The sequence below is a fragment of the Phycisphaeraceae bacterium genome (genome assembly GCA_015709595.1).
Classification (GTDB): Bacteria; Planctomycetota; Phycisphaerae; order Phycisphaerales; family SM1A02; genus CAADGA01.
Genome location: CP054178.1, coordinates 195,755 through 220,136 on the forward strand (window position 1 = coordinate 195,755; position 24,382 = coordinate 220,136).

The window sequence follows — 24,382 nt, forward strand, 5'->3', positions numbered from 1 at the left end:
AGGTCATGCCCCCAGACGAGCACCTGGTCATCGAGAAGCAGGTTGGGGTACCGCCGCGCGGCACGATCCGGGTTCAACTGGATGCCCAGTTCCGCGGCTCGCTTGCGGAGCAAGTCCTCCAGGCGAGTAATGGTTGCATCGATGCCCCGGAGACGATTGGTCAACCGGATACGTGCGGCATCCGTGCTGCGTTCACCACCACTGCGTTCGTCGCCGAGGTCAACGCCGCCGCCTCCGCCGCCACCACCGCCGGGGGGTGGTCCGCCGCCGCTTCCTCCGCCGCCCGGCGGGGGCGGCCCGCCGCCGCGTCCGCCTCCGGTGCCGCGACCACTGCCGCCTCCGCTGCCGGAACGCCCGGACTCATCCAGTGGTCCGCCGAGACGGTCCAGTTGAGCCGCAACCGCCTCGCGCAGGGTTCGCTGAGTGGCGATCTGTCGCTGCAGCTGGGTGATTTCCGCCATGGCCGGATTGCTCGCGGCGCCTTCGGCCACCGGCACTTCCGGCTGCACCCATGACGAGCCCACCGTGGGCAGCGCCCAGGGCTGAATGATCTGGGCCTGGTTGGCTCCGGAAGGTTCTCGCAGCCAATCCAGCAGCGTCGCCGCCGAGGTCATGGGTCCGGCGGGGTCGCGTCCGTTGATTCGCTCGCGGTGCTCGCGCAGATCAGGCATGGCGGGGATCAACTGCCGGTCGCTCCACTGTCCGCCGATCAGCTCTTCGCGCTCGATCTCCAGATCGAGGAAGTAGACGCGCGAGTCGTACCACCGCGCGGGGATGGGCAGTTTGCTGTCGTCAGGGTCTTTGGCGGCGTACTGCTCGCGCAGGGCCTTCACGTCCATCAGCACGGCGGGCGTGGTCCACGACATGTCATGCGGTCCGCCCGTGGTGGACACCACGTGCTGACGCACGTCCTCCGGCAGCTGGCTGAGCACCTCGTCGTCGATGGCGTCGGCGTGCTGATCGACGAAGGGCTTGCCAGCGGCGGCGAAGACCGGAACCACGAACTCCATGTCGCGGCGTTCCTCGCGCCCGCCGCCGATGGCGACCGTGTAACTGGGCACCGACAGGCGCGCAGCCAAGGGCGGGCTGACCGAGTCCTTGACCGCCGTGCGAATCCAGTTCAGCACCCTGGGACTGTCCGGCGGCTGGACCGTGGCGGGAGCGTCGTCGCGCAGCGACGCCTCCAACGACCTGGCCTTGTTCTCCAGAGCGCCGTCCACCTGCGAGGCGGACAGGGGTTGGTTGTTGATCTCGATGGTGTTGCCCTGACCGAGGAACTGCATCGCCGCCAGCGCCACCGCGACGGCGCCGACCAGTCCAAGCACGATCTTCTCCACGTGCTGCTCGATCAGTGTGATGCCTTTGATCTTCATGTGAGTCGTTCCTCTGCCGGTTTCCGAGCGATTCAGCGGCGTTGGATGAGCGGATGACCTAGGGGTTGGCGGGCGACGTGCCCTGATTGGTCTGCGTCGGCACGCCGAGCGCCCGCTTCACCTCGTCAGGCATGAACGGCGCCGTCCAGGAGCGCAGCCAGACGCTCTCGATGCGAAGCGTCAGGTTGGAAGTCTGCACCCCGCCGTACACATAGCCGACTTCCAGATCGGCATAGGGGTCGGTCGGCCACATCTCCAGGTCAACGACGGTCATCAGATTCTGGCGGCTGATGGCGTCGATCACGTCGGGAACGCGATCCGTCTCCACGACCAGATGGACGTTGACGTAGCGCACGTCGTACAGCGGATTGGTGGCGCGTCCGGTCATGGATTTGGTGAAATCGGGCTTCACCTCCTGCGAAGGATCGGCGGGCGCGACGCCGGCAGGACGCCCCGCACTCTCGCCGCCAGGCGGCGGGGCGGCGCCGCCTCCGCCCATGCTGGCGCCGCCGCCGGAGATGAACGGTCCACCGCCGCCGCCGGGCGCGGCGCCGCCGCCACCCGTGTCGCGTTTGCGGGCTTCCTCGCTGCCCTCGACGCGAATCGAGACAATTCGCTTCACCGGCGCGTCAAGCACCGAAGCAGCGTTGCGATTGGCCTCCTTGAGCGCCCGCAGCACGTCCTCGATCGCCCAATAGTCCCACTGCCAGTACCAGACGATCGTCGGAGTGAGCGACGGCTGCCCGTAGTTCCACGACGGCGGATTGATCGCGTCCAGCGAGGCGTAGACCTGAATCTGCCTGGCCGCCTCCTCGCACAGGGCGACGCGCCGTCCGACCATCTCGTCGCGGAGCTGGGCCTCTTCCTCCGGCTCCAGGCGATCGCGCCCGGTTCGGGCCAGCGTCGCCGTCATGAACTGGTTCTGAAGCCGCAGCAGCTCGCGCCGCAGCCCCTCGGCGGTGGGCGGCGCCCCGGCCCCGATGTCCGTCAGAAGGGCGACGTACGCGGAGTTGAGTTTCTCACTCAGTTCCAGCCACTTGATCTCCGCCATGCCGCCCTGCACCGAACCGGGCAGCAGATCCGGCACGAACACGGTGCGGCCGCGACGATTGTGCGCCTCGACCGTGGAGACCACCTCGGTCACCTCGTTCATGCGCGCATCGGCGTAGGCCTTGAACGCATCGCGCGCCGCGGGGTTGATCAGCGAAGTTGACTGCGATGGGCGCGTGAACCAGGGCGTAGGGTCATTCAACTCGATGCCGGTGGTCGTGAGCCGGCTCAGGTCGTTGTCCTTCCCCTTGCGGGCGGCCATGGCCCGGGCGACATCCTCGCTGATCCCGCCGGAAAAGATCGGCAGCGCCACGTACGCCGCGATGATGAGCACCGCGAAGATGACGATGAACAGGTTCTTCTTGACCCAGTTGAGGATCTTGGTGTGATTCATGATCGCGACTCCGATCCGGCCTCACCGGCCTCGGCGGCACGGGTCTGATTCGACGCGGCGGCGTTGTCGAGCAGTTCAACCGTGAAGGTGATGGTGGTCTCGTACACGCGTGTTCCGACCGGCAGGAACCGGGGCATCTTGGGCACGGGGGCGAGTTGATTCACGTCTTTCAGTTCCTGGGTGCTGCGGTCATCTCCACCCCCGCCTCCGGGAGGACCAATCGGCAGCCCGGCGCCGCCGGGGGGTGACCCGCCTCCGGAACCACCGCCGCCGGGGATGGGGGGCTGGCCCCCCCCGCCGCCACCGCCGCCGGGGAAGGGCGGCTGGCCACCGCCACCACCACTACCACCGCCGCCAGGGAAGGGCGGCTGCCCTCCGCCACCGCCACTGCCGCCGCCACCTGGGAAGGGTGGCTGCCCGCTCCCACCCCCGCCGCCGGGACGCTGGGGCGGCGGACTCGGGGGCGGCGGCTCGATCGGCATTCCCATGCCGCCGGGCGGATCACCCGCCCCCCGACCGCCACCCGGCTGCTGCGGCTGAGATGGGCGACTGGGACCGGACGGAGGAGCCCCGCCTGAACTGCCGCCGGATGAGCGCCCTTGGCCTCCGTCCGACGCCTTTCCGTCCGCCTGAATCTCATAGACGCGCAGGTTGGTGAGATTCAGGTTGATCGAATCGGTCAGGATGCGATAGGGCACACCCACGCGAGCGCCGGATGGCTCGGCGTTGTCGCGGAGCCAGCGGGCCACGGTTCGGTCGAGGAAGGGTCCCGGCTCGTCATGGGTCAGGCGGACCTGCATGGACACCTTGATCAGGCGTCGATTCTTCTTCGAGGCCTCGTCCTGCCGCCCCTGGGGGTTCCACGGTTCGAAGGCGTACTCGCCGCCCAGGTGCATCAGTTCAACCAGACGCCGCTGGGTCGGGGGGATGCGTTCGATCAGTTTGAGATCCGTGGAGAACAGTTCGAGCTGCGGATCGGAGGCGTTGAGCGCCGCGGCGGCGTCGTTGACCAGGAACGGCCACGCCGTCCGGTAGTCCATGAGACGCCGCATGTTCTCGGCCCGGTAGCCCACCGCGTTGTGCGCGCTGATGATGCTGGAGAACTCGTCCGCCAGCATGCGACCTCGGTTGATGGTGCTGGTGACCGCGGCCGGACCGTCACCTCGCAGCGCCGCCTGGTCACTCAGGGGCCTCACGAAGGTCACGGCGCCGCCGGCGATGGCGATGGCCGCCGCCGCCGCAAACCACTTGATCTTGGCGTGCCAGATCTGGTCGCGAAGCACCTGCACGGGCACGAGATTGATGTCGATCTTGCCCAGCCCCACACCCTGAAGCGCCAGGCCGTAGGCCGTGGCCATGTTGACCGCGTTCTCGGCGAACGAGGCGGCCTCACGTCCCTCAACCCGGATGCGCCGGTACTCGTCCAGACGCACCACGTCCATCTGCAGTTGCTGGCCCAGGAACTTACGAAGTCCGGGGATCTTGAACGTCGAACCGAGCCCCACCATGGTCTTCAACTCGACGTCGCGATGCACCGACTGGTAGTACCCCAGCGAGCGCTGAATGTCCTGCAGCAGGTCGCCGAACACGGGACGCATCGCCTGCATGATCTGCTTGGCGTACTTGCTGGTGGCGGCCTCCTGCTTGAGCTTCTCCGCCTTGGTATATGACAGTTTGAATGACTCGGCGATCGCCTCCGTGAAGTGCGTCCCCCCCAGCGGGAACGTCCGAATCCAGCAGTTCCCCTGGTTGGCCACGATCAGGTCCGTGGCGCTGGTGCCGATATCCAGATAGATGACGGCCATCTTGCGCTCTTCAAGCGAATGGTCGTAGGCCATCGCGTTGAACACCGCCACGGGGCTGAGATTCAGCGCCTCGGGGGTGATGCCCAGCTCCGCGTACAGGGCCAGCCGCTGCTGCACGCGCTCCCTCGTGATGGCGAAGATTCCCACTTCAACCTCGGGGGAATCCTGCTTCATGAAGACCTGGTAGTCCCATTCCACTTCCTCGATGGGGAAGGGAATCTGCTGCACCGCCTCGAACTTCACGATGTCAGGAACCTTCTTCGGCTCCACCGGGGGCAGCTTGGCGAAGCGGGCGAACGCGGAGTGCCCGGGAATAGACATCACCAGCGTCTCACCCTCGATCGCCTTCTGACTCACGAACTGGCCCAGACCGAGCCGGACGGCCTCGTTCTGATCCATGTCGGGCGTCGAGAGCACCTTCTTGTGGGGAATCACCGCGAAGTCCGACACGCGAACCTCGTCACCTTCGCGTTCCAGGCGCACCGCCTTGATGGCATAGGCGCCGATCTCGATCCCCCATGCCGCATTCGCTGATGCCATGCTTCGACTCCAGATCTGTGGTCCGACCTGCCGCGCGCACGATCACCTCGCCCGCCGCGGAACGGTCGGAACCAGCCGATGATACCGAAAGTTTCCGAGAATACAACGTGGCGTGGGTGAACTCCTCGCACAATGGTGCGGCGATCGACTCCCGCCCCCACCCCCTCCGCCGCCCACGCGCCAGGTTCTCGGCCCCGGATTCTCTGACCTTCCCCCTCCCCGACGCCATCATCCCGCTCCCATCGGCAGCATGACGACTTTGCCCCCGTCTGTCAACCACCGCCAGAGGGGCATCCTGCAAGCGTTCACTCTTCGCGGCGCGGCGCAACGTGCCGCCCGTTCTGGCCAAGCGCGTGCAGCGTGACCCCTTCCTGTTGGGAAGGTGGATCACGCCGTACGTCTGGCCCGGAAGGACTCGGTGAACGGGCCGCGGCCCGTCATGGGGAGTGTTCGAGCCGCTCTCGGGAATGGTTCCCACCACTTGGGGAAACTCCGAATCAATCACGCCCCCGGCGGGAACGCCGTGAACTGGACCAACGCGGTTCATCAACCTTGCTTGGTCGATGCGTGGATGAAGTCAACGCCTGATACAACGACGCTCCGTTGTCCTAAGCGTTTTCATATGCTTGGCTTGCGTCGATCCGGACACTCTGGGTGGGGTGATCCGGGTGCGACGGAACCGCCGGTCGCGGTTCACACCCATCTTCATCATCGTTCAACCCCAGGCGATTGCCGGTGTGGTGAACATCGTCCACACGCCCAACCGCGTCACGGTCCCCGCTGTGTCTCGCCGCTCTCGCAAACATCCCTTCAGCGCGCTATCGTCGTGGAGCTGGTGACGACGCTCTGTGCGCTGTCGTCATCTCGTTTTCTGCTCCTGTCTTCCCTCCGGACGGCCAATCTCGGTTGTCCGGTTTTCTCAAGCGGATATTCCCGGACACCCCACGGCCATGGCCGATCCACGCCCGATGTCGAACGACCCCCGTACCGATCTTGACGCCCGCCTGGAGGCGGAGATTCAGGCCGCCCTCGGCGACATGAGCATCGAGGACATGCTCGATGAGCGGGAGCGCCCGGGCAGTCCCGGCGCCGCGAAATCCGACCGCACCACGAAAACCGGCACCATCGTCGCCGTGACCCGCAGCGACGTGATCGTAGAGTTTGGTCCGCGCGTGCAGGGGGTGTGCGAACTGACGCACTTCGACGAACCACCCACGGTCGGCGCCCGCATGGACTTCGTGCTGGAGCGGTTGGACAAACACGACAACCTGTGGGTGCTGTCACGCCGCGGCGCGATTCAGAAGGCGGCGTGGGAGAATCTCGAGGTCGGTCAGACCGTCGAAGCTCGCTGCACCGGCGTCAACAAGGGGGGGTTGGAGATGGAGGTCGCCTCGCACCGCGCCTTCATGCCCGCGGGACAGGTGGATCTGCGACACATCGAGAACCTCTCGGTGTTCATCGGCGAGAAGATGCCCTGCGAGATCATCGAGCTCGACAAACGCACGGGGCGCATCATTCTCTCGCGCCGATCGTTCCTCGAGGCAGACCGCGCCGCCAAGCGCGAGGAACTGCTGTCCAAACTCGAAGTGGGGCAGGAGGTGCCCGGCGTCGTCGTCTCGGTGCAGCCCTTCGGCTGTTTCGTCGACATCGGCGGACTGGACGGCCTGGTGCATGTCTCCGACCTGTCCTACAAGCGCATCAGTCACCCGAAGGAAGTCGTCAAGGAAGGTGACCAGATCAACGTCCGAATCCTCAAGATCGACGATACGCAGGAACCGCCGCGCCTGTCCCTGGGGCTCAAGCAGACCATGGCCGACCCGTTCCAGACCAGCGCCAACGAACTGGTCGAAGGCGGCACGGTGACCGGTCGCGTCACGAAGATCATGCCATTCGGGGCGTTCGTCGAAATCTCACCCGGCGTCGAGGGGCTGATTCACATCTCCGAAATCGCACACGACCGCGTTCACGACGTGTCACGCCACCTGAAGGTTGATGAAATCGTGACCGTGAAGGTGCTGTCCGTGGATCTCGGGCGTCAACGCATCTCGCTCTCACTCAAGGCCCTCAAGTCGCAGCAGGAGGCGGAATCGCCCCGCGCCAGCGACAAGGCCATGGAACGCCTCCGCGCCAAGTTCGGCGGGGGGAAGGGTCTCAAGGGCGGAATCGGCTGACGCACGCTATGACGAACGAAGCCGCTCACGCAACCGGCTCAGCGTCAGCACCTCGACCCGCGACCCGTCGTGCAGGTTCACCGCGGCTTCGGCCCGCATCTCCGGTCGGCAGCGCGTGATGATGATCTGCACGCCGGCTTCCTCCAGACGCAGACGGTTCAGGCGTCCCCAGCGCGTGTTGATCGTGTCGAAGGTCGGTTCGTCGTATTCGTGCTCCACCAGGGTCTGGGCCAGTTCTCCAACGTCTTCATCGGTGTAAATGCGGATGTGGATGGTCGCGCCCGCGTCAATCTGCCCCTTGGCGGCGCGTCCCACCAGCACGGGGTCATACGAATCGAGGAGCGTCATCACGTCCTCCGCGACCCGCCATACGTCGCGCACCGACTCGTGGTAGGCCTGCTCCCCCATCGACTGCATGGCGTAACCGCGCACGTGCTCGCGCACCAACCCGTGTGATGGCGCGCGCACGTGGCTTCGCGTCCACTCGTCCAGCGCCTCCATCACCTGCCGCAACGCGTCGTCAACATTGGCGGCGCGGCCCAGTTCGATGAGCCGGGCGGCCCGTCGGGCAAGATCATCGGTCGTCACGTCGGTCACGCAGTCATTCTACGAATCCCATCGCACACCGAACGAAACGACGCAATCCTTTCTCATCACGGACTTTGCGATCGAAAGACCCGCCCGGCCGGATGGGCGACGACCCCTGCCCGCGCGAACCGGAACGATGTGTTTCTCGAATCATCATCCGCCGTGCAGGGTTGCGCGGCATCGAAGGGGTGGATGGAGTCGCTCGAATGAACACGCAGTCCCAACGCCTCGCGGCTGTTCGCCTCACTTCGCTGCTCATCCTGACGCTGGTCGCCGCAATGGGTGCGCCGGCCATGGGCCAGTCGTGGCGACTGGCATCCACCACCGGCCCCTCGGCCCGCGAACTGCATGCGATGGTCTACGACTCGGCGCGCCAGCGCGTGGTTCTGTTCGGCGGCAACGAGGTCTTCCGCTTCGGGGACACGTGGGAGTGGAACGGCCAGTCGTGGACGCGCGTCGCCGTGAGCGGGCCGTCGGCTCGCTCTGGTCACGCCATGGCCTACGACGCCTCTCGCGGGCGCGTGGTTCTCTTCGGCGGGTCCGCTGACCGCCTGTTGAACGACACCTGGGAGTGGGACGGTCGCGTCTGGACGCGACGATCGATCACCGGCCCTTCGCCCCGCTGGGGCCACGCCATGACATACGACGAGCATCGCGGGCGCGTGGTGCTCTTCGGCGGCATGACGCAGAGCGGACCCGCGGGCGACACTTGGGAATGGAACGGTTCGCGCTGGACGCGCGTGGCCGACTCCGGACCGCGCGAACGGCTCGGCCACACCCTGGTCTACGACGCGCGGCTGAAACGATCCATCCTCTTCGGCGGCTCGTCGTGGCGCAGCAAGTGGTACGGCTCGTACTGGGAATACCGCCGCGACACGTGGGAGTGGGATGGCGTGCTCTGGCGACTCAAGTCGGAGTCCGGCCCGTCGGCGCGCGAGTTCCACGCCGCAACCTACGACACGGTGCGACGGCGCGTCGTGATGTTCGGCGGCGTCGGCTCGGGCGGACGGCAGGACGACACCTGGGAGTGGAACGGGCTGCGCTGGGTCTTCCGCGCCGATGACGGCCCCGTATCGCGCCGCTACCACGCCTTGGCGTTCGATCAGGCCCGCGGGCGGGCGGTGCTGTTCGGCGGGCGAGACGGCTTCGGGCGACGGCGCGACACCTGGGTGTGGGACGGGCGCGTCGTTCGCTGATCGGGCGGCGCTGAGCGCGGCGTGAAGCATCGTGCCGCCTTCGAGCCGCCTGCTCTCAATGTGAGCGCCAATGACAACGGGGCCGCGACCATCGTCGCGGCCCCGCGGAATCGGTTACGATTCGAACGATCAGTACACCAGTGCGTGGGCGCCTTCGATCGATTCGATCACCTGACGGACGCTGAAGGGCTTGCGCAGCACGCCATCGAAGCCCTGCGACGTGAGCTGGGCGGCCTGTCCATCGGTCAGCTTGCCCGTCATGGCGATGACCTTGGTCATCTGCAGGTCGTCGGTGCTCTTGACGAACCGCGCGATGGCCTGGGCGTCGCCGTCGGTCAGGTGGATGTCGATCAGCAGCACATGGGGCCGGAACTTCTCGCAGTCGAACCCCGCGGCGAAGTAGCTGGTGGCGGTGCTGACCTCGTAGCTGGTCTTCTCCTTGAGCACCTGTCGCAGGGTTGAGAGCACCTGTTCGTCGGAATCCACGATCAGCACGCGGGTGCTGCCGCTCATCAGCCCGTCGAGCGGAATGCCGTGCTGCTTCATGAAGCGGATGAGTTTGTCCACCGGAATGCGTCGATCCTTGCTGCCGGGGATGCGGTATCCCTCGAGCTGGCCGGAATCAAACCATTTGCTGACGGTGCGCGACGCGACGTTGCAGATCCTGGCAACTTCGCCCGTGGTCAGGACATCCTTGTCGAAAAGCATGGTGTTTCCTCGGCAGTTCACGGGCGATGGCGACTCTTCACGCAAGTCGAGCCACGCCCGCTCCTTGCTTCGGTCCGATTGACGGGTGGGTTGAGCGCGCCATCCGCGAATCCGGCGCAGAAGGATCAGTCCGCGCCGATGGCGCAGCCGGACCCCGGAACGGTTATCGGTCGTCGTCATCGCGCCGACGCGGCGGCTCCGCCGATCGCCTTCGCCGCGTCCATGGCCAGTCCCCTCACGTCGTCCTCATGCGTGTCGTGGCTGCACATGAAGCGGGCCATGTTCCACGACGGCTCACCGAAAGTGTAGAACTGGTGCCCGCGGGCGCGCAGCGCCGATTCGACCGTCGGAGCAAGCGACGCGAAGACGCCGTTGGCCTGCGTGGGGAATCGCACTGAAACACCGGTATCACGCAGGGCTTCCGACAGCATCAGGGCCATGCGATTGGCGTGCGCCGCATGATGCAGCCAGGCGCCGCTGCGAAGCACGGCCTCGAACGGAGCCGCCACGAAACGGTGCTTGCTCAGAAGATGACCCGTCCCCTTGCGGTGAAAAGGAAACGTCCCGACCGCGCGGGTGAAGAGGGATCGGTCGCCCTGGGGGAAGAACAGCACCGCCTCGCCGAACGCCAGCCCGTTCTTGGTGCCTCCGAAGGAAAGCGCATCCACGCCCGCGCTGACGGTGAGTTCGCGGGGATCACAACCGAGGTGCGCCACGGCGTTGGCGAACCGCGCCCCATCCACGTGAACACGATAGCCCATGCGATGCGCCGCCTCGCAGATCGCGGCGGTTTCGTCGGGGGTGTAGACCGTCCCGAACTCCGTGGGATTTGAGATCGACAGCACGCCCGGCGCGGGTTGATGCACGTCGCCGCGAGTCATGCCGCCGTACTCCTGCACGTCCTCCACCGTGAGTTTGGATGACTCGGTGCGGATCACCGTCATGCGGCAATGACTGAAACGCTCCGGTGCGGTGGACTCATCATCGCTCAGGTGGCTGTGCGCATGGCAGAGCACCCGCTGCCACGGCTCGGTGAGCGCGGTCACCGTCAGCGTGTTGGCCGCCGTGCCCGTGGCGACGAAAAACACCGCCGCCTCATGCCCGAAGAGGTCGTGAAAGGCGGCCACGGCGCGGGCGGTGAATACGTCGTCCCCGTATCCGACCTGATGCGAGCCGTCGTTGGCGTCAATCATCGCGCGAAGCGCTTCGGGGCAGAGTCCGGCGTTGTTGTCGCTGCGGAACGTGCGCATGCCGGAGTGTATCGCCATGACCCGTCGGCATCCCAGCGATGAAGAAAAGGAGCCGCGGGCGAACCCGCGGCTCCGGACGATTCACGTGTATGCCGTCGATCAATGCGAACCGGCGTGCTCGCGTCGATCCCGGTCGCGCCGCCCACGATCTCCACCACGATCCCCCCCACGATCTCCCCCGCGTCCTCCGCCGCGGTGGCCTCCCCCGCCGCCGCGGTGTCCACCGCCGCCCTGGCCGTCATCCGGTCCGGGCTGGTAGTCGTCGCGGGCCTGCTTGATCGAGAGCTTGATGCGTCCGGTGTCATCGACGTTGATGACCTTGACCTTCACCACGTCGCCGATCTTGACAACATCCTCCACGCGCTTCACGTACCCCTCGGCGAGTTCGGAGATGTGGCACATGCCATCGGTGCCCGGCGCCAGCTCGATGAAGGCGCCGAAGTCCTTGGTCGAGATGACCTTGCCGTGGTAGATGGTGCCGACCTTGATCTCGGCGCAAAGCGCCTCGACTTCCAGCCGCGCCTGCTCGCCTCCCGGACCGTCGACCGAGGCGATGTGGACGGTGCCGTCTTCCTCCACGTCGATGGTGGCGCCGGTGCGCTCCTGGATGCCTCGGATGGTCTTGCCGCCCGGTCCGATGAGCTTGCCGATCTTCTCCGGGTCGATCTTGATGACCACGATGCGCGGGGCGTACTTGGAGATGTCCGCCCGCGGCGCGGGAAGGACGCGCTCCATCTGCTCGATGATCTGAAGCCGTCCCTGCCTGGCCTGCTCGAAGATCTTCTCGATCTCGTCGAACCACAGTCCACGGGCCTTGAGGTCGAGCTGGATGCCGGTGATCCCCTGTCGGGTGCCCGAGACCTTGAAGTCCATGTCGCCGAAGAAGTCCTCTTCGCCGATGATGTCGGTCACGTGAACCACCTTGCCGCTGTCGTCGCTGAAACGACCGATGGAGATACCGGCACAGGTGTTGCGGATGGGCACGCCCGCGTCCATCAGCGCCAGACACCCGCCGCACACCGACGCCATCGACGAGGAGCCGTTGGACTCGGTGATGTCGCTGACGATGCGGATGGTGTAGGGGAACTGCTCAGGGTCGGGCAGGATGCCCAGCAGCGAGCGTTCCGCCAAGGCGCCGTGTCCGATCTCGCGCCGTCCCGGCCCCATGATGCGCCCCACTTCGCCGGTGCAGAAGGGGGGGAAGTTGTAGTGCAGGTAGAACTTCTTCGAGTACTCGGGCAGCAGGCCGTCGATGATCTGCTCATCGCGCCCGGTGCCCAGCGTGCAGGAGACCAGCGACTGCGTCTCGCCCCGCTGGAAGAGCGCCGAGCCGTGCGTGCGCGGGAAGAACGACACCTGCATGTCCAGCGGACGGATCTCGTTGAACGCCCGTCCGTCGGCCCGGATGCCCTTCTGCACGATCAGCTTGCGGGTGATCTTCTTCTCCAGCGTGCGGAAGGCCTCCTTGGCCCATGATCGTCGCTGCTCGGCCTTCACGTGCTCGCTGTAAGGCACGCCCTCGGGCACGGAAAAGTGCTCACTGAGAATCCGATCCCGCAGCGCGTCAATCCTGGTATTGCGGTCCTGCTTGCCCTTGATCTGGCGCAGCTCCAGCATCTCCGCCTCGGCGTGTTTCCAGACGAGGTCCACCACGTCCTGAGGGGGCAGGGCGGAATCGCCCGGGCGCGGATCAGGGGCGCCGCATTTCTCGCGCAGTTCGCGGATCAGGTCCAGCAGAGGCAGGATGCCCTGCTCATAGCCGAAGCGAATTGCGTCGAGGACGACCTTCTCCTCCACTTCCGCCGCCCCCACCTCGATCATGTTGATGCCGTCCTTGTGGCCGGAAAGCACCAGGTCAAGGTCGGAGAACTCCAGCTGCGCCACCGTGGGATTGATGACGAACTGCTCGCCTTCCTCGGTCTGGATGCGGGCCACGCGCACCGTGGCGATGGGGCCTTCAAACGGCGCATCGGTGACGGCGAGCGCGGCGGACGCGCCGGTGGAGGCGATCACATCCGCGTCGTTCTGCGCGTCGTGGCTCATCACCCAGCACTGAATCTGGATTTCGTCGATGAAGCCGTCGGGAAAAAGCGGACGGATCGGGCGGTCGATCATCCGCATGGTGAGAATTTCCTTCTCATTGGGCGCGCCCTCGCGCTTGCGGAAGCCCCCGGGGAATCGCCCCACCGCGCTGGTCTTTTCGCGGTAATCGACCTGGAGGGGGAAGAAGTCCAGTCCCGGCCTGGGGTTGGCCCGCATCACGGTGCACATCACCGCGGTATCCCCATGACTGGCGATCACCGCCGCCGTGGCCAGCTTGGCCACTCGACCGGTTTCAATGCGATACATCCGCCCCGCGATTTCGCGTTCCACGATCACATGAGCCATTCTGTCGTGTCCTTCCTTGTGGTTGAGTCGTGCGGGCCGCGTCGCGCGGACCCGACCCCGGCAGGGCCGGGGCGGCCGTCGTCACAAAGAAGGCAGATGGCAAAGTTCAGGCGAGCCCAACCCGGAAACCGAACGGCGACTGTGCTTTGCCCACTGCCGTCCGGTGCCGAACGGCCGCGACGGAGCAGGTCACCCAGTCACTTCCGCAGGCCGAGCCGCTTGATGAGGCCCTGGTAGGCCTCGCGGTTCGTTTCCGAAAGGTACTTGAGCAGCCGGTTGCGCTTGCCGACCATCCGCAGCAGCCCGCGCCGCGTGGAGTAGTCCTTCACGTGCGTGCGCATGTGGTTGGTCACTTCGTTGATGCGCTCGGTCAGCACCGCCACCTGCACCTCGGGCGAACCGCTGTCGCTCGCATGGCGCTTGTGAGTCTGAACGAGTTCCTGTCGCTTCGATTCCGAAATCATGGTGTGCTGTCACCCTGGATGAACAGAGGCCGCCCGCATCGAGGGCGGCAAGGTGCGATCCCGTTTTCAGGCCACCAGTGTAGCAGGGTCGGCGTTCGGCTCCAAATCGGGTCGCGAATGGCGCCCGCCACCCGAATTCACCCGGAACTACCCCGCTACGATGCCGCCAGAGGATGATCCATGCCCGCGGTGACCCCCGCGACCTGTCAGAGAGCCGACCGAGTTGTCGGGCAACGGAGTCCCCCGTGAGGCAGTCACTTCACGCCATCATGGCCATCGCGAGCGTGGTCATCGTTCTTGCATCACTCACGCTCACGATCTGGCTCGCGGGGTTTGCGATGCTGGCGTTTCGAGGCGAGATGATCGACGCCAGTCGAAGCGAGAACACCCAGGTGGGACTGGTGTTCGCGGGGCTTGCCCTGCTGACGATGATTCCGGGGCTGCTTGTCATGGGCGTCTGGGCGTGGCGATCTCGTCGAACTGCGGCAGTCCTTGGCGAGAAGCGGTGCCGCCGCTGCGGATACGACCTGCGCGGCCACGCCGAGGGCGGATGTTGCCCGGAATGCGGCGTGCCGCACGAACCGGTACAATCGCACCCGTGAGCACGACGACTCCACCGGACATCGTGGTTCAGCGCATCAATGGCGCGGCCCGGGCCGTCGCGTCACTGCGCGGGCAGTCCGAGGCCATCGCAGCGGCGGCAACAGCGATCACCCAGTGCCTCATACGCGGCGGCACGGTCTACACCTGCGGCAACGGCGGTTCCGCCGCCGAGGCGCTGCACCTGGCCGAAGAACTCATCGGCCGCTACCGATCGAACCGGCCAGCGCTGCGAGGGATATGTCTCAACGCTGACCCGACCGCCCTGACCTGCATCGCCAACGACTTCGGGTTCGACGCGATCTTCGCACGCCAGTGCGAGACGCTGCTCACCCCGCGCGACGTGCTTGTGGTCTTTTCGACTTCCGGCAGGAGCGCGAACCTGATTCACGCACTGGAGACGGCTCGGGCGAAGGGGGCGATGACGATCGGTCTGCTGGGGCGCGGCGGCGGCCCGTGCGCCCCGCTTTGCGCGCACGCCATCGTGGTCGATGACCAGGATTCAGGGCACATCCAGGAAGCCCACCAGGTGGTGCTGCACATTTTCTGCGAATACGTGGAGGGCGAGTGCATGGCGGGCCCAAATGACGGGTGAAGCCAAGATTGGCGCCGGCCAGAAACCCTTGTCCGACACGGTTTTCATCTGGAATCCCTGAACAATCCCGCCGCTTTGTTCAAACGTCCCGTGAACGCCAATTCCGGTCGAGGCATGTCCTCATTCCAACCCTCTCCCGGTGGAAGAGGGGTTTGTTCAGAGAATCCTGACGAGAGTCGGGCAGTTCATGCGGGCGCGAGTTTCGCATCGTGCATCGCCGCGGCGAGCCGCGCCCCATTGACGCCCGGCAAAGACCTGGGATTCGCTTCAAGGAAGAAACAGCGGGGGCGGGTTTCGAGTCAATTGCGCCCGTGGTGTGCCGGGAGACGCGGTGGGAAGGCAGGCGGTCGGCGTATCAACCGCGAACAAGGTGACAACACCGGTGGGCATAGAGACCGTGCGATCGAGGATGGAACGACTTGCGAAGCTGGCAGATGCGAGGATCTAGATGCCCATCCCTGAACTCTCGAAGAAGACATTACCGCAGAGCTTCAGAGGCTGCGGAGTCTGGAATTCCGGCTGTATTCTCTCTGCGACTCTTGCGAATCTGCGGTGAATCCGGGCTTCGGGATAGCTTCTTCACACAACGGACCCCACATCGTGAGTTGGGCATGAAGTGCTGACAACCAACACTTCGACATGGTCGATGGGGCTACTTCAGAGGGGGTGGAATCAGCTTCTTGTCTGTCACAAGATCCTGAAGATTCTCCCGAAGTGGAAAATTCACGCGAAAATAACGATATTCGATGTGCGGCTGATAATCTGTCCAAATGCCTCCGGGCTCATGGACCTTCGAGAGAGCCATCAGTCGCGGATTCCTGTCTCGCCAATCGATGGGTGCCGCGATTCTGAGGATATCGTTCTCCCCGAACGTGCCGATGGGTTTTGCAGGATAATAGCTGCATCCAGCGATCAGATACTCTGACTTTGGAAGCCGATACGCCATCGTACTCGCTGGAATATTGAACATGATGCGAAGCAGAAGCATGATTCGCACGCCGAGCCAGTCGGCCAAGTGCGCGTCTGGCACATTGTCGTGTCGATATTTGGTCGACCAATGATCGACATTCGACGGCGATGCACGATAAGCAGTGCCGATCAGCATTGCCAAAATCACCAAAGTTTCGATACAAGATGGTCGTGATCGCTGCCATGATACCGCAGTCGCGCAATACTGTTGCCATTCCTCCGGTTGAAAGTCCCGGTCAGATGGCCATTGCGGGAGGCGCATCAAGTTACCAAGCAATCCGTCGAAATCGTCCCATGGGAGCCACTCTGTCGTATTGAGAACATCGTCAAACAGATCGAGCGGGGGATCGGCGGGACGATCTTTCGGCCCTTGGGTGCGAATCAGATGGCCTGCCGCAAGAACCGGCATCCCGGACAAGATCGCGCGTCTCGAAAGAGGCATGTGAGAACTAACATTGATCCGGGTCATCTTTCATTCTCCTCGAATACCCTTTGGAACATCGCCCTTATCGTCAGAACAATACACATTGTTGTGCGCTTTATCGTCGGCACAATCACATCCCCAATTATAAACCATGAGCCGGGTTCCAACTGCTCGCGGAGTCACTGTGTCCCACCACTGCGGCTTGGTACCGATGGAGTCGAAGTTTCCTGATCGAACCAGTAGTCCAAAACAGAGACTCTGCGCGTCGCCCTCGTTCAGTGCGTAGCCCGTCCCATTGGGAACTTGGGTGTCCCAGTGATCAAAGGCACTATCCGGAAGATCTTGGCGACAAAATGTACGAATCTCGCCGGCTTGGTAGAAGACCCCATACGACTCATGTGGAGCGCCCCAGATTCCACGATCAGTGCGAGCCGAACGCAGCCAGAATCCACCGCCCACTTCTCGTGGAGCAACTTCGGGAACAGGAATCCTCTCCCAATATGACCTTCGAACCCATCCGCTTGTAGGATTCATACAGCATCGGTCACAGGCAACCTCGTTGCGGACTTGTTGCACCATGACAAGCGGACATCTCGGGTGCACTGATAATCGGGCCCAGAAATACCACTCACATGCGCCCTCACAAGCTGCGGCATGTGAACGATGAAGCAGGGCATAGACCCCATCAGGCTGGAGTCCCATTGCATCGTTGTAGTTCGGAGGAGCCGTCGATGCGTACAAGTAAAGACCCGTGTCGAAGGACTCACTTGCAGGATCGCGCCTCGTCCACACCCCCAGGTCACTGCGCAGCACCCGATGCCGCACGTGCCAGTGCCCGGCCAGCACGGGGTCGATCTCGTACCCCGCGTAGCCCCTCCTGTTCCCGTTGGTGCTGAACGTTCCGATCGGCATCCCGTAGCCGTCGTAGTTCGCCCGCTCCACGATCGCGCCGGACGTGTCCACCAGCGCCACCACATCATGGTGCCAGTTCTGAAGGTAGTACACGCGCTCATCGAGGATGCCCTCGCCCTCCGCGCCCGTGGCCCGGTCGCGCAGGACCACATCGTCGATGTAGGACGATCCCCCAAACCCCGACGGACCCGCGTTGTGGTGCCAGAACTGCTCGGTCGGCACATCCGTCGCCGCATCGTCCTCGTACATCGCCACCATCCGCCACCGCTCGTCGTAGGCGAAGTGGAACCACGGCGCGGTCTCGCCCCCGGACGGGTACCGGGCGCTGATGCGATGCCCCAGCCCGTTGTACTTGAACTCCGCCACGATGTCACCCCCGGAACCGTTCTGCGCCCGCACCCTCACCAGCCGGTACCACGCATCGTACTCGTACTGCCAGTCACGCTTGGCATCCGTCATGTTCCCCGCGGCGTCGTAGACCGGCGTCACGTTGCCTCCGGGGGACTGGTTGTCCCCCCCCGTGATCTCGTTGGCCTTGTTCTGGGTGAAATCCCAGTCGTACTCCCCGCCGCCGGTGTACACATCATCCGCGTTCAGGTCGAAGGTGGTGTGGCCCCAGTTGCCCGCATGGTCCAGCGTCCAGTTCTGGTCGCGGGTCTCGCTGGTGATGCTGCCGCCGCCCCCGGAAAGGGTGCCCGCCCGCGCCCGCGTGAGGCGGTCGAGGTCATCGTACGTGTACTGCCAGTCCAGACCTGACTGGACCGCATCGTCGATCTCGGTGATGTTCGAGTTGCGGTCATACGACAGCGTCACTTTGTACCGATCCGCCCCCGGACCTGATGGATCCTCAACCCACCGAATCCGGGGGCTGATGACCTGGCGGTTGAATCGGTCGAGGGTGCCGTACATGTCGGTGGCATTGTACCGTCCATGCCTTCGAGGTGACCTGTTGTTGTGGTGATGGTCGGTCGTTCCACCGCTCTCAATCGTGCGCCGTCGATCCGCTGTTTCCTTCGCCTCGCGCGACGCCTTGACCCCCACCGGGTACCGGTCTACGGTTGGAGTCACGACTGCGGGGTAGAGCAGTCTGGTAGCTCGTCGGGCTCATAACCCGGAGGTCGCAGGTTCAAATCCTGCCCCCGCTATTGCCGGGCCGGTTGCGAAAGCAGCCGGCCCTTTGGTTTTCAGGGAACGCCGCCGAGAGACCTCCGCGGCGTTTTCGCGTTTTGGCCCAGGTTCCGAAGGTTTTGCCGGAGGCGGCAGACGCAAGCCGGGTCTCTCTCCCGAGCCACGGCCATAACCGGCCCCTCCCCCTCCTGGCCCCACGGACGCGATTTTGGCCCAAAGTCTCTCCGCGTCTCTCGTCCCCCGGTGCCGGGGTTAACGGGACTTCGCGCTCGCGTGGGCGTGCGCGATGCTGGCTTCCATGCTTGCGATGCGTGCGCAGCGGTGTTCGGATCAGCCCCGCGCGTTCACGCCGCGGGCATGTCGCGCCTCCGCCGCATAGGGAACGCCTACCGAGGCGCACGACGCGCCACCAGGCGGGAGCCCGCATGATGCGAAGCCGAGATCCCGAGACGATGACGCCTGCTGAGCGCGACGCCGAAGTGGCGAGCATTCTGGCCCGCGGGCTGGTGCGAGCGGTCCATGCGGATCGTTCGCGTTCCACCCGGGACATCAGCGAGCCGGCGGAATCTCCGGCCGGTGGACTTGAACTCTCGCAGCATGCGGACCTCAGTGTCTCCGCGCGGCCCCGGGGTTAGGGCTCCGGGCCGATGCGATGAGGAGTCCACATGTCCGACGCGATACAGCGACAACTCGACGAGCTTCAGCGGATGAGCACGGGTGACCTCGTGGACCGCTACGAGGAACTTCACGGGCACGCCTGCCGCACGCGGCACCGGGCGTACCTGATCCGCAAGATCGCGTGGCGTATCCAGGCCAACGCGGAGGGCGACTTGACTGAACGAGCGAGGCGTCGCGCCGCCGAACTGGCCGACGACGCGGAGATTCGCACGATGGCTCCACGGATGCTGGTCACGCCTCCCCAGCCAGGCGAGATCCGCAGTCGGATCAGGTCGCTTGACCCAAAGGACCGCCGTGACCCACGGCTGCCGCCCCCCGGCTCTGCGATCGTGCGCCAGTACAAGGGTCGCACCATCCGGGTGTCGGTGCTTGCCGACGGTGAAGGATTCGAGTTCGAGGGCGAGCGGTACCGCACGCTGTCGGTGGTTGCCAAGAAGGTGACAGGCCAGCACATCAACGGGTACCGCTTCTTCGGACTGCGGGGTGGCCGATGAGCAAGCGCCCCCGGTCATCCAGCACACCCGCCGACCGAACCCGAGGAACCGGAATCGCCGCGCCCGTTCGGTGCGCCATCTATACGCGAAAGAGCAGCGAGGAAGGTCTGGAACAGGAGTTCAACTCCCTCGACGCACAGAGGGAAGCCGGCGAGGCGTACATCGCCAGCCAGCGCAACGAGGGCTGGGTCTGTCTTCCGAACCGGTACGACGACGGCGGATTCTCCGGCGGCAGCATGGAGCGACCGTCGCTGGAACGCCTGCTCAGGGACATCGAGGCGGGCACAATCGACTGCGTCGTGGTCTACAAGGTCGACCGGCTCAGCCGGTCTCTGATGGATTTCGCGCGGATCATGGAGGCGTTCGATCGCAAGGGCGTGTCGTTCGTCTCCGTAACGCAGCAGTTCAACACGACCAGCTCGATGGGTAGGTTGACGCTCAACATCCTGCTCTCGTTCGCTCAGTTCGAGCGTGAGATCATCGGGGAACGCATCCGCGACAAGATCGCGGCCCAGAAGCGGCGTGGCAAGTGGGCGGGCGGCGTGCCCGTCCTCGGGTACGACGTCGACCGCTCAGGCGGCAGCCCCCGCCTGGTCGTCAACCCCAGGGAGGCAGCGCGGGTCCGGGAGATATTCCAAATCTACCTGGACGCGGGATCGCTCCAGCGCGCTGTGACCGTTCTGAGGCACCGCGAGTGGACCAACAAGCGACGGCTGACTCGCAAGGGCGAGAAGAGGGGCGGTCGCCCGTTCGACACCGGCACCCTCCACGTCCTGCTGACGAACCCGATCCTCACGGGCAAGATCGTCCACAAGGGCCAGACCTACGACGGAGAGCATGAGGCGATTGTCGATCCCGGTCTCTTCGAGCGCGTGCGACAGCAGTTGGCAGAGAACGGCCGAACCGGCGGTGCCGAGGCCCGCAACAAGTACGGCGCGCTGCTCCGCGGGCTGCTCCGATGCAAGCACTGCGACTGCGCCATGATCCACACGTTCTACGGCAAGAGGGGCCGGTACTACCGCTACTACCGGTGCCTGAACGCGATCAAGAACGGTGCCCGCACCTGCGCGGCGGCGACGCTGCCCGGGCTGGAGATCGAGAAACTCGTCATCGACGAGATCCGTGCGTTGGGAAACGACCGCGGGTTGCTGGATCGCATTCTCGCGGAGGCCAAGGTCGACGTGGACGCGGAGCAATCGGCCCTGAAGGCCGAGCGAGGGTCCATACTGAACGCGCTGGCCCGGATGGACCGCGAGCTCCGGGAACTCGTCGCCGACAAGGACGGCGGCGCGACAACGACCGCCCGCCTGGCCAACCTACACGAACAGATCACCGGTGCCCGTTCGCGCCTCGGCGAGGTGGACGCGAGGCTCGGCACGATCAAAAGCACTTCCATCACCCGCGATGAAGCCCGAAAGGCACTCAACGAGTTCGACGGCGTGTGGTCACAACTGTCCCCGCGCGAGCAGGCACGAGTTTTGAAGCTGCTGCTCTCGAAGATCGAGTACGACCCGGCGAACGCGAGCGTCGCCGTCACGTTTCGGGCGACCGGGATCGCCGCCCTGTGCCGCCGGAATCTGGAGGAAGCCGCGTGACAACCGTCGTCAGAACCATCCACTTCGCCGTGAAGTCCCGCCGCAAGCGCCTGGTGGTTGGCCCGGAGGCTGAACTGCCCAAGCCGACCAGCAGGATTCCCCGCGTCGCCCGCTTGATGGCACTGGCGATCAAGTACGACGATCTCCTCCAGCGCGGAGTTGTGGCCGACCTATCCGAACTGGCCCATCTTTGCCAGGTCACGCAGCCCCGGATGACGCAGATCATGAACCTGCTGCATCTCGCGCCGGACATCCAGGAGCAGATCCTGTTCTTGCCGCCCGTCGAGGCTGGCCGCGATCCCATCCACGAGCGCATGCTTCGGGATCTCACCCGAGTGCTGGATTGGCGGAAGCAGAGGCGGGTCTGGCTGGCCGTGGGCCAGCGAACGTGCTGTACTGACCGGGGTTAGACCCCCAGCGTCCGCCCGGGATTCGGGCTGCGTTCGCGGCGGAACTCGGTTACACTCAGCGTGCAGCGTTTAGTACACGCCGCACGCCGTCGCCGTCACCCAGCCATCCAACCAATCGCCGATCCGACCCCGCCATGCACAACTTCAGCGACAAGGTCTCCCTGATCTGGCAGGTCGCGGATCTGCTCCGCGGCCCGTACCGCCCCAACCAGTACGGCAAGGTCATCCTCCCGCTGACCGTGCTGCGTCGGCTCGACTGCGTCCTTGAACCCACGCGCGAGAAGGTGCGGACGAAGGCGGAGGAGCTGAAGCGCAGGGGCACGCCGATCAACAACCTGGAGCCGGTGCTCAACCGCGCGGCCATGCCACCGGATTGGCCCAAGGACCGCCCGTTTCCGCTGCACAACACGAGCAAGTTCGACTTCCGCTCGCTTGCGGGCGATCCGAACAACATCGCCAAGAACCTGACGCACTACATCAAGTCGTTCTCCTCCAAGGCCCGTGAGATCATCGAGTACTTCGGCTTCGCCGAGCACATCGAGAAGTTGGACAAAGCCAACCGCCTCTACCTGATCGTCTCCAAGTTTGCCACCATCGACCTGCATCCCGCGACGGTGTCCAACGTCGAGATGGGATACATCTTCGAGGAGCTGATCCGGAAGTTCAGCGAAGCCGCCAACGAGACCGCGGGTGATCACTTCACGCCGCGCGAAGTCATCCGGCTCATCGTCAACCTGCTGTTCACGCCCGACGGCGAGGTCCTCACACGCAAAGGCATCGTGAAGACGCTGTTCGATCCCGCCTGCGGCACGGGCGGCATGCTGTCGGTCGCTGAGGAATACCTCGCGGAGCTCAACCCCGATGCGCGCCTTGAGGTCTTCGGCCAGGACTACAACCCCGAGTCCTACGCGATCTGCGGCTCGGACATGCTCATCAAGGGTCAGAACATCGACCACATCAAATTCGGCGACTCGTTCACCGACGACGGGTTCCCGAGCGAGCACTACGACTACATGCTGGCCAATCCGCCCTTCGGGGTTGAGTGGAAGCCTGAAGAAGATGAGATCCGCAAGGAGCACGAGACGTTGAAGATGGCCGGTCGGTTCGGCGCCGGCCTGCCCCGCATCAATGACGGCTCCCTGCTGTTCCTCCAGCACATGATCTCAAAGATGAAGCCAGCGGACCCCAGGCGAGACAACGGCGGCACGCGCATCGGCATCGTCTTCAATGGTTCTCCGCTCTTCACCGGTGACGCCGGGTCGGGCGAGAGCGAGATTCGCCGTTGGATCATCGAGAACGACTGGCTTGAGACGATCGTCGCACTCCCGGATGAGCTGTTCTACAACACGGGCATCTTCACCTACGTCTGGATCGTCTCCAACCGCAAGGAGCCGCGCCGGCGCGGCAAGGTCCAGCTCATCAACGCGGTCTCCTTCGCCCAGAAGATGCGGAAGTCACTGGGGAACAAGCGCCAGGAGATCGGCGACGGCAAGGACGGGAAGCCCGACCACGTCGGCGAGATCACCCGCCTGTATGGCGACTTTGCCCAGGGCCAGCACTCAAAGGTCTTCGACAACGCCGACTTCGGATACCGCCAGATCACGGTCGAGCGCCCGCTTCGCCTTCGGTTTGCGGTGACGCCCGAGGGGATCGAGGCCCTCCGCGACTCCGGCCCCTTCAAGAAGCTGGCGGAGGATGCGGACACCAAGCCGAAGAAGCGCGGCCGGAAGGCCAAGGGTGCGGCAGCCGCGGCGAACGAGCCTTCCTCCCCCGCCACCTCCGCCCCCGCGAATCCCGCTGGCGACGCGATCGTGGGCGTCCTCGAGGGCCTGCCCGGGAAGGTCTGGATGGATCGGGCAGACTTCCTGGCGGACCTAGAGACCGCGTTCGAGGCGTCGGACGCGAAACTCTCCGCGCCGATCCGCAAGGCGATCGTCGCGGCGTTCGGCGTGCGCGATGAGAACGCGGCGATCTGCCTGGACAAAGACGGCAACCCCGAGCCGGATCCGGAACTTCGCGACTACGAGAACGTCCCCCTCAAGGAGGACATCCTCGTGTACTTCGATCGCGAGGTGAAGCCGCACGTCCCCGATGCCTGGATCAGCACCGACGAGAAGCATCGCGACAAGAAGGACGGCAAGGTGGGGATCGTCGGGTACGAGATCCCACTGACGCGGCACTTTTACGTCTACCAGCCGCCGCGCGAGCTGTCGGCCATCGCGGCGGACATCACCGGGCTTGAGAAGGACATCGTGCGGATGCTCGCGGAGGTGACCAAGTGAGCGGCCTCGTGCTGGGCAGCCCGGCTCTCCGAACCGAGTTCCGCGCCGGCGGCCCGTGGGGGGGCGGGGCTGGATCGCGGGCTTCCGTGGATGCGCCACTCCCGGGAATGGCGGCGCGCCGGAACTGTCCGGGCCGATTGGAAGGACGTCCGGATCAGTCGGACGATCATCCGGCCCGTCCGGAGGGTCGTCCGCACGAGTTGGAGCGTCGTCCGGGCGGACTGGAGGATGTTCCAGGTGATCCGGAGGACCGGCCGACTGGACCGGAAGATCGTCCGGATGACTCGGACGGTCGTCCGAGTCGGTTGGAACACGCTCCGGGCGAGCCGGAGCGTGGCGGAGGCCGCGCCGGGGCGGGAGAGGGGCGC

The 24,382-nt window shown here is 65.0% G+C and carries 17 protein-coding genes, 1 tRNA gene and 1 pseudogene; 9 read left to right on the top strand and 10 right to left on the bottom strand.

Annotated features, from left to right (window positions below):
* Positions 1-227: 227 nt before the first annotated feature.
* The 3 genes and pseudogenes from HRU76_00895 to pilM form a co-directional block, all read right to left on the bottom strand.
* A pseudogene (locus HRU76_00895) lies at positions 228-347 on the bottom strand (RNA-binding protein).
* A gap of 1,084 nt (positions 348-1,431) precedes the next feature.
* Positions 1,432-2,817, bottom strand: a complete 1,386-nt coding sequence (locus HRU76_00900; GenBank protein ID QOJ16238.1) for a hypothetical protein — start codon at positions 2,815-2,817, stop codon at positions 1,432-1,434.
* Positions 2,814-5,162 (bottom strand): type IV pilus assembly protein PilM, encoded by a 2,349-nt coding sequence (gene pilM / locus HRU76_00905; protein QOJ16239.1) that lies wholly within the window; start codon positions 5,160-5,162, stop codon positions 2,814-2,816. Before pilM ends, HRU76_00900 begins: the two co-directional genes overlap by 4 nt.
* A 968-nt stretch (positions 5,163-6,130) precedes the next feature.
* Between pilM and HRU76_00910 the strand changes: the two genes are divergently transcribed.
* Positions 6,131-7,333: a S1 RNA-binding domain-containing protein gene (locus tag HRU76_00910; protein QOJ16240.1), complete on the top strand. Its 1,203-nt coding sequence runs from the start codon at positions 6,131-6,133 to the stop codon at positions 7,331-7,333.
* A gap of 6 nt (positions 7,334-7,339) precedes the next feature.
* Here HRU76_00910 and HRU76_00915 read toward each other — a convergent pair whose 3' ends face one another.
* Positions 7,340-7,930, bottom strand: a complete 591-nt coding sequence (locus HRU76_00915) for a hypothetical protein (protein ID QOJ16241.1) — start codon at positions 7,928-7,930, stop codon at positions 7,340-7,342.
* 197 nt (positions 7,931-8,127) lie between these two features.
* On the opposite strand from HRU76_00915, the gene HRU76_00920 reads away from it, so the two are divergent.
* Positions 8,128-9,117, top strand: a complete 990-nt coding sequence (locus HRU76_00920; GenBank protein QOJ16242.1) for a hypothetical protein — start codon at positions 8,128-8,130, stop codon at positions 9,115-9,117.
* Positions 9,118-9,246: 129 nt separating this feature from the next.
* Here the strand turns inward: HRU76_00920 and HRU76_00925 are convergent, their stop codons facing one another.
* From HRU76_00925 to rpsO, 4 genes are all read right to left on the bottom strand, one after another.
* Entirely contained in the window at positions 9,247-9,825 is a 579-nt protein-coding gene (locus HRU76_00925) for a response regulator (protein QOJ16243.1), read from the bottom strand.
* A 176-nt stretch (positions 9,826-10,001) separates the two neighbouring features.
* On the bottom strand, positions 10,002-11,075 hold the full coding sequence (locus tag HRU76_00930) for a threonine aldolase (GenBank protein ID QOJ16244.1): 1,074 nt from the start codon (positions 11,073-11,075) through the stop codon (positions 10,002-10,004).
* A 99-nt stretch (positions 11,076-11,174) separates the two neighbouring features.
* A complete protein-coding gene (gene pnp / locus HRU76_00935) occupies positions 11,175-13,463 on the bottom strand; it encodes a polyribonucleotide nucleotidyltransferase (GenBank protein ID QOJ16245.1) in 2,289 nt (762 codons plus the stop codon).
* 197 nt (positions 13,464-13,660) lie between these two features.
* A complete protein-coding gene (gene rpsO, locus HRU76_00940) occupies positions 13,661-13,924 on the bottom strand; it encodes a 30S ribosomal protein S15 (protein ID QOJ19051.1) in 264 nt (87 codons plus the stop codon).
* A gap of 248 nt (positions 13,925-14,172) precedes the next feature.
* Here rpsO and HRU76_00945 point away from each other — a divergent pair, with 248 nt between their 5' ends.
* Together HRU76_00945 and HRU76_00950 are read left to right on the top strand one after the other, a co-directional pair.
* Positions 14,173-14,529: a hypothetical protein gene (locus tag HRU76_00945; protein ID QOJ16246.1), complete on the top strand. Its 357-nt coding sequence runs from the start codon at positions 14,173-14,175 to the stop codon at positions 14,527-14,529.
* Positions 14,490-15,122 carry an SIS domain-containing protein gene (locus HRU76_00950; protein ID QOJ16247.1) on the top strand — a complete coding sequence of 211 codons (633 nt, stop codon included), beginning with the start codon at positions 14,490-14,492 and terminating at the stop codon, positions 15,120-15,122. Before HRU76_00945 ends, HRU76_00950 begins: the two co-directional genes overlap by 40 nt.
* A gap of 652 nt (positions 15,123-15,774) precedes the next feature.
* Here HRU76_00950 and HRU76_00955 read toward each other — a convergent pair.
* Positions 15,775-16,560 (bottom strand): hypothetical protein, encoded by a 786-nt coding sequence (locus tag HRU76_00955; protein QOJ16248.1) that lies wholly within the window; start codon positions 16,558-16,560, stop codon positions 15,775-15,777.
* Between the two features lie 3 nt (positions 16,561-16,563).
* Positions 16,564-18,336, bottom strand: coding sequence for a hypothetical protein (locus HRU76_00960; GenBank protein QOJ16249.1), 1,773 nt, complete (start codon positions 18,334-18,336; stop codon positions 16,564-16,566).
* Between the two features lie 162 nt (positions 18,337-18,498).
* On the opposite strand from HRU76_00960, the gene HRU76_00965 reads away from it, so the two are divergent.
* The 5 genes from HRU76_00965 to HRU76_00985 all read left to right on the top strand — a co-directional run bounded on the left by HRU76_00965 (position 18,499) and on the right by HRU76_00985 (position 24,014).
* Positions 18,499-18,572, top strand: a tRNA-Met gene (locus HRU76_00965).
* A 648-nt stretch (positions 18,573-19,220) separates the two neighbouring features.
* Positions 19,221-19,727, top strand: coding sequence for a DUF2924 domain-containing protein (locus tag HRU76_00970; GenBank protein ID QOJ16250.1), 507 nt, complete (start codon positions 19,221-19,223; stop codon positions 19,725-19,727).
* Positions 19,724-21,322, top strand: coding sequence for a recombinase family protein (locus HRU76_00975; GenBank protein QOJ16251.1), 1,599 nt, complete (start codon positions 19,724-19,726; stop codon positions 21,320-21,322). Before HRU76_00970 ends, HRU76_00975 begins: the two co-directional genes overlap by 4 nt.
* The gene (locus HRU76_00980) at positions 21,319-21,732 is read left to right on the top strand and encodes a hypothetical protein (protein ID QOJ16252.1); all 414 of its coding nucleotides are present in this window, start codon (positions 21,319-21,321) and stop codon (positions 21,730-21,732) included. Before HRU76_00975 ends, HRU76_00980 begins: the two co-directional genes overlap by 4 nt.
* Before the next feature lie 134 nt (positions 21,733-21,866).
* Positions 21,867-24,014, top strand: a complete 2,148-nt coding sequence (locus HRU76_00985) for an SAM-dependent DNA methyltransferase (GenBank protein ID QOJ16253.1) — start codon at positions 21,867-21,869, stop codon at positions 24,012-24,014.
* Positions 24,015-24,382: the final 368 nt, after the last annotated feature.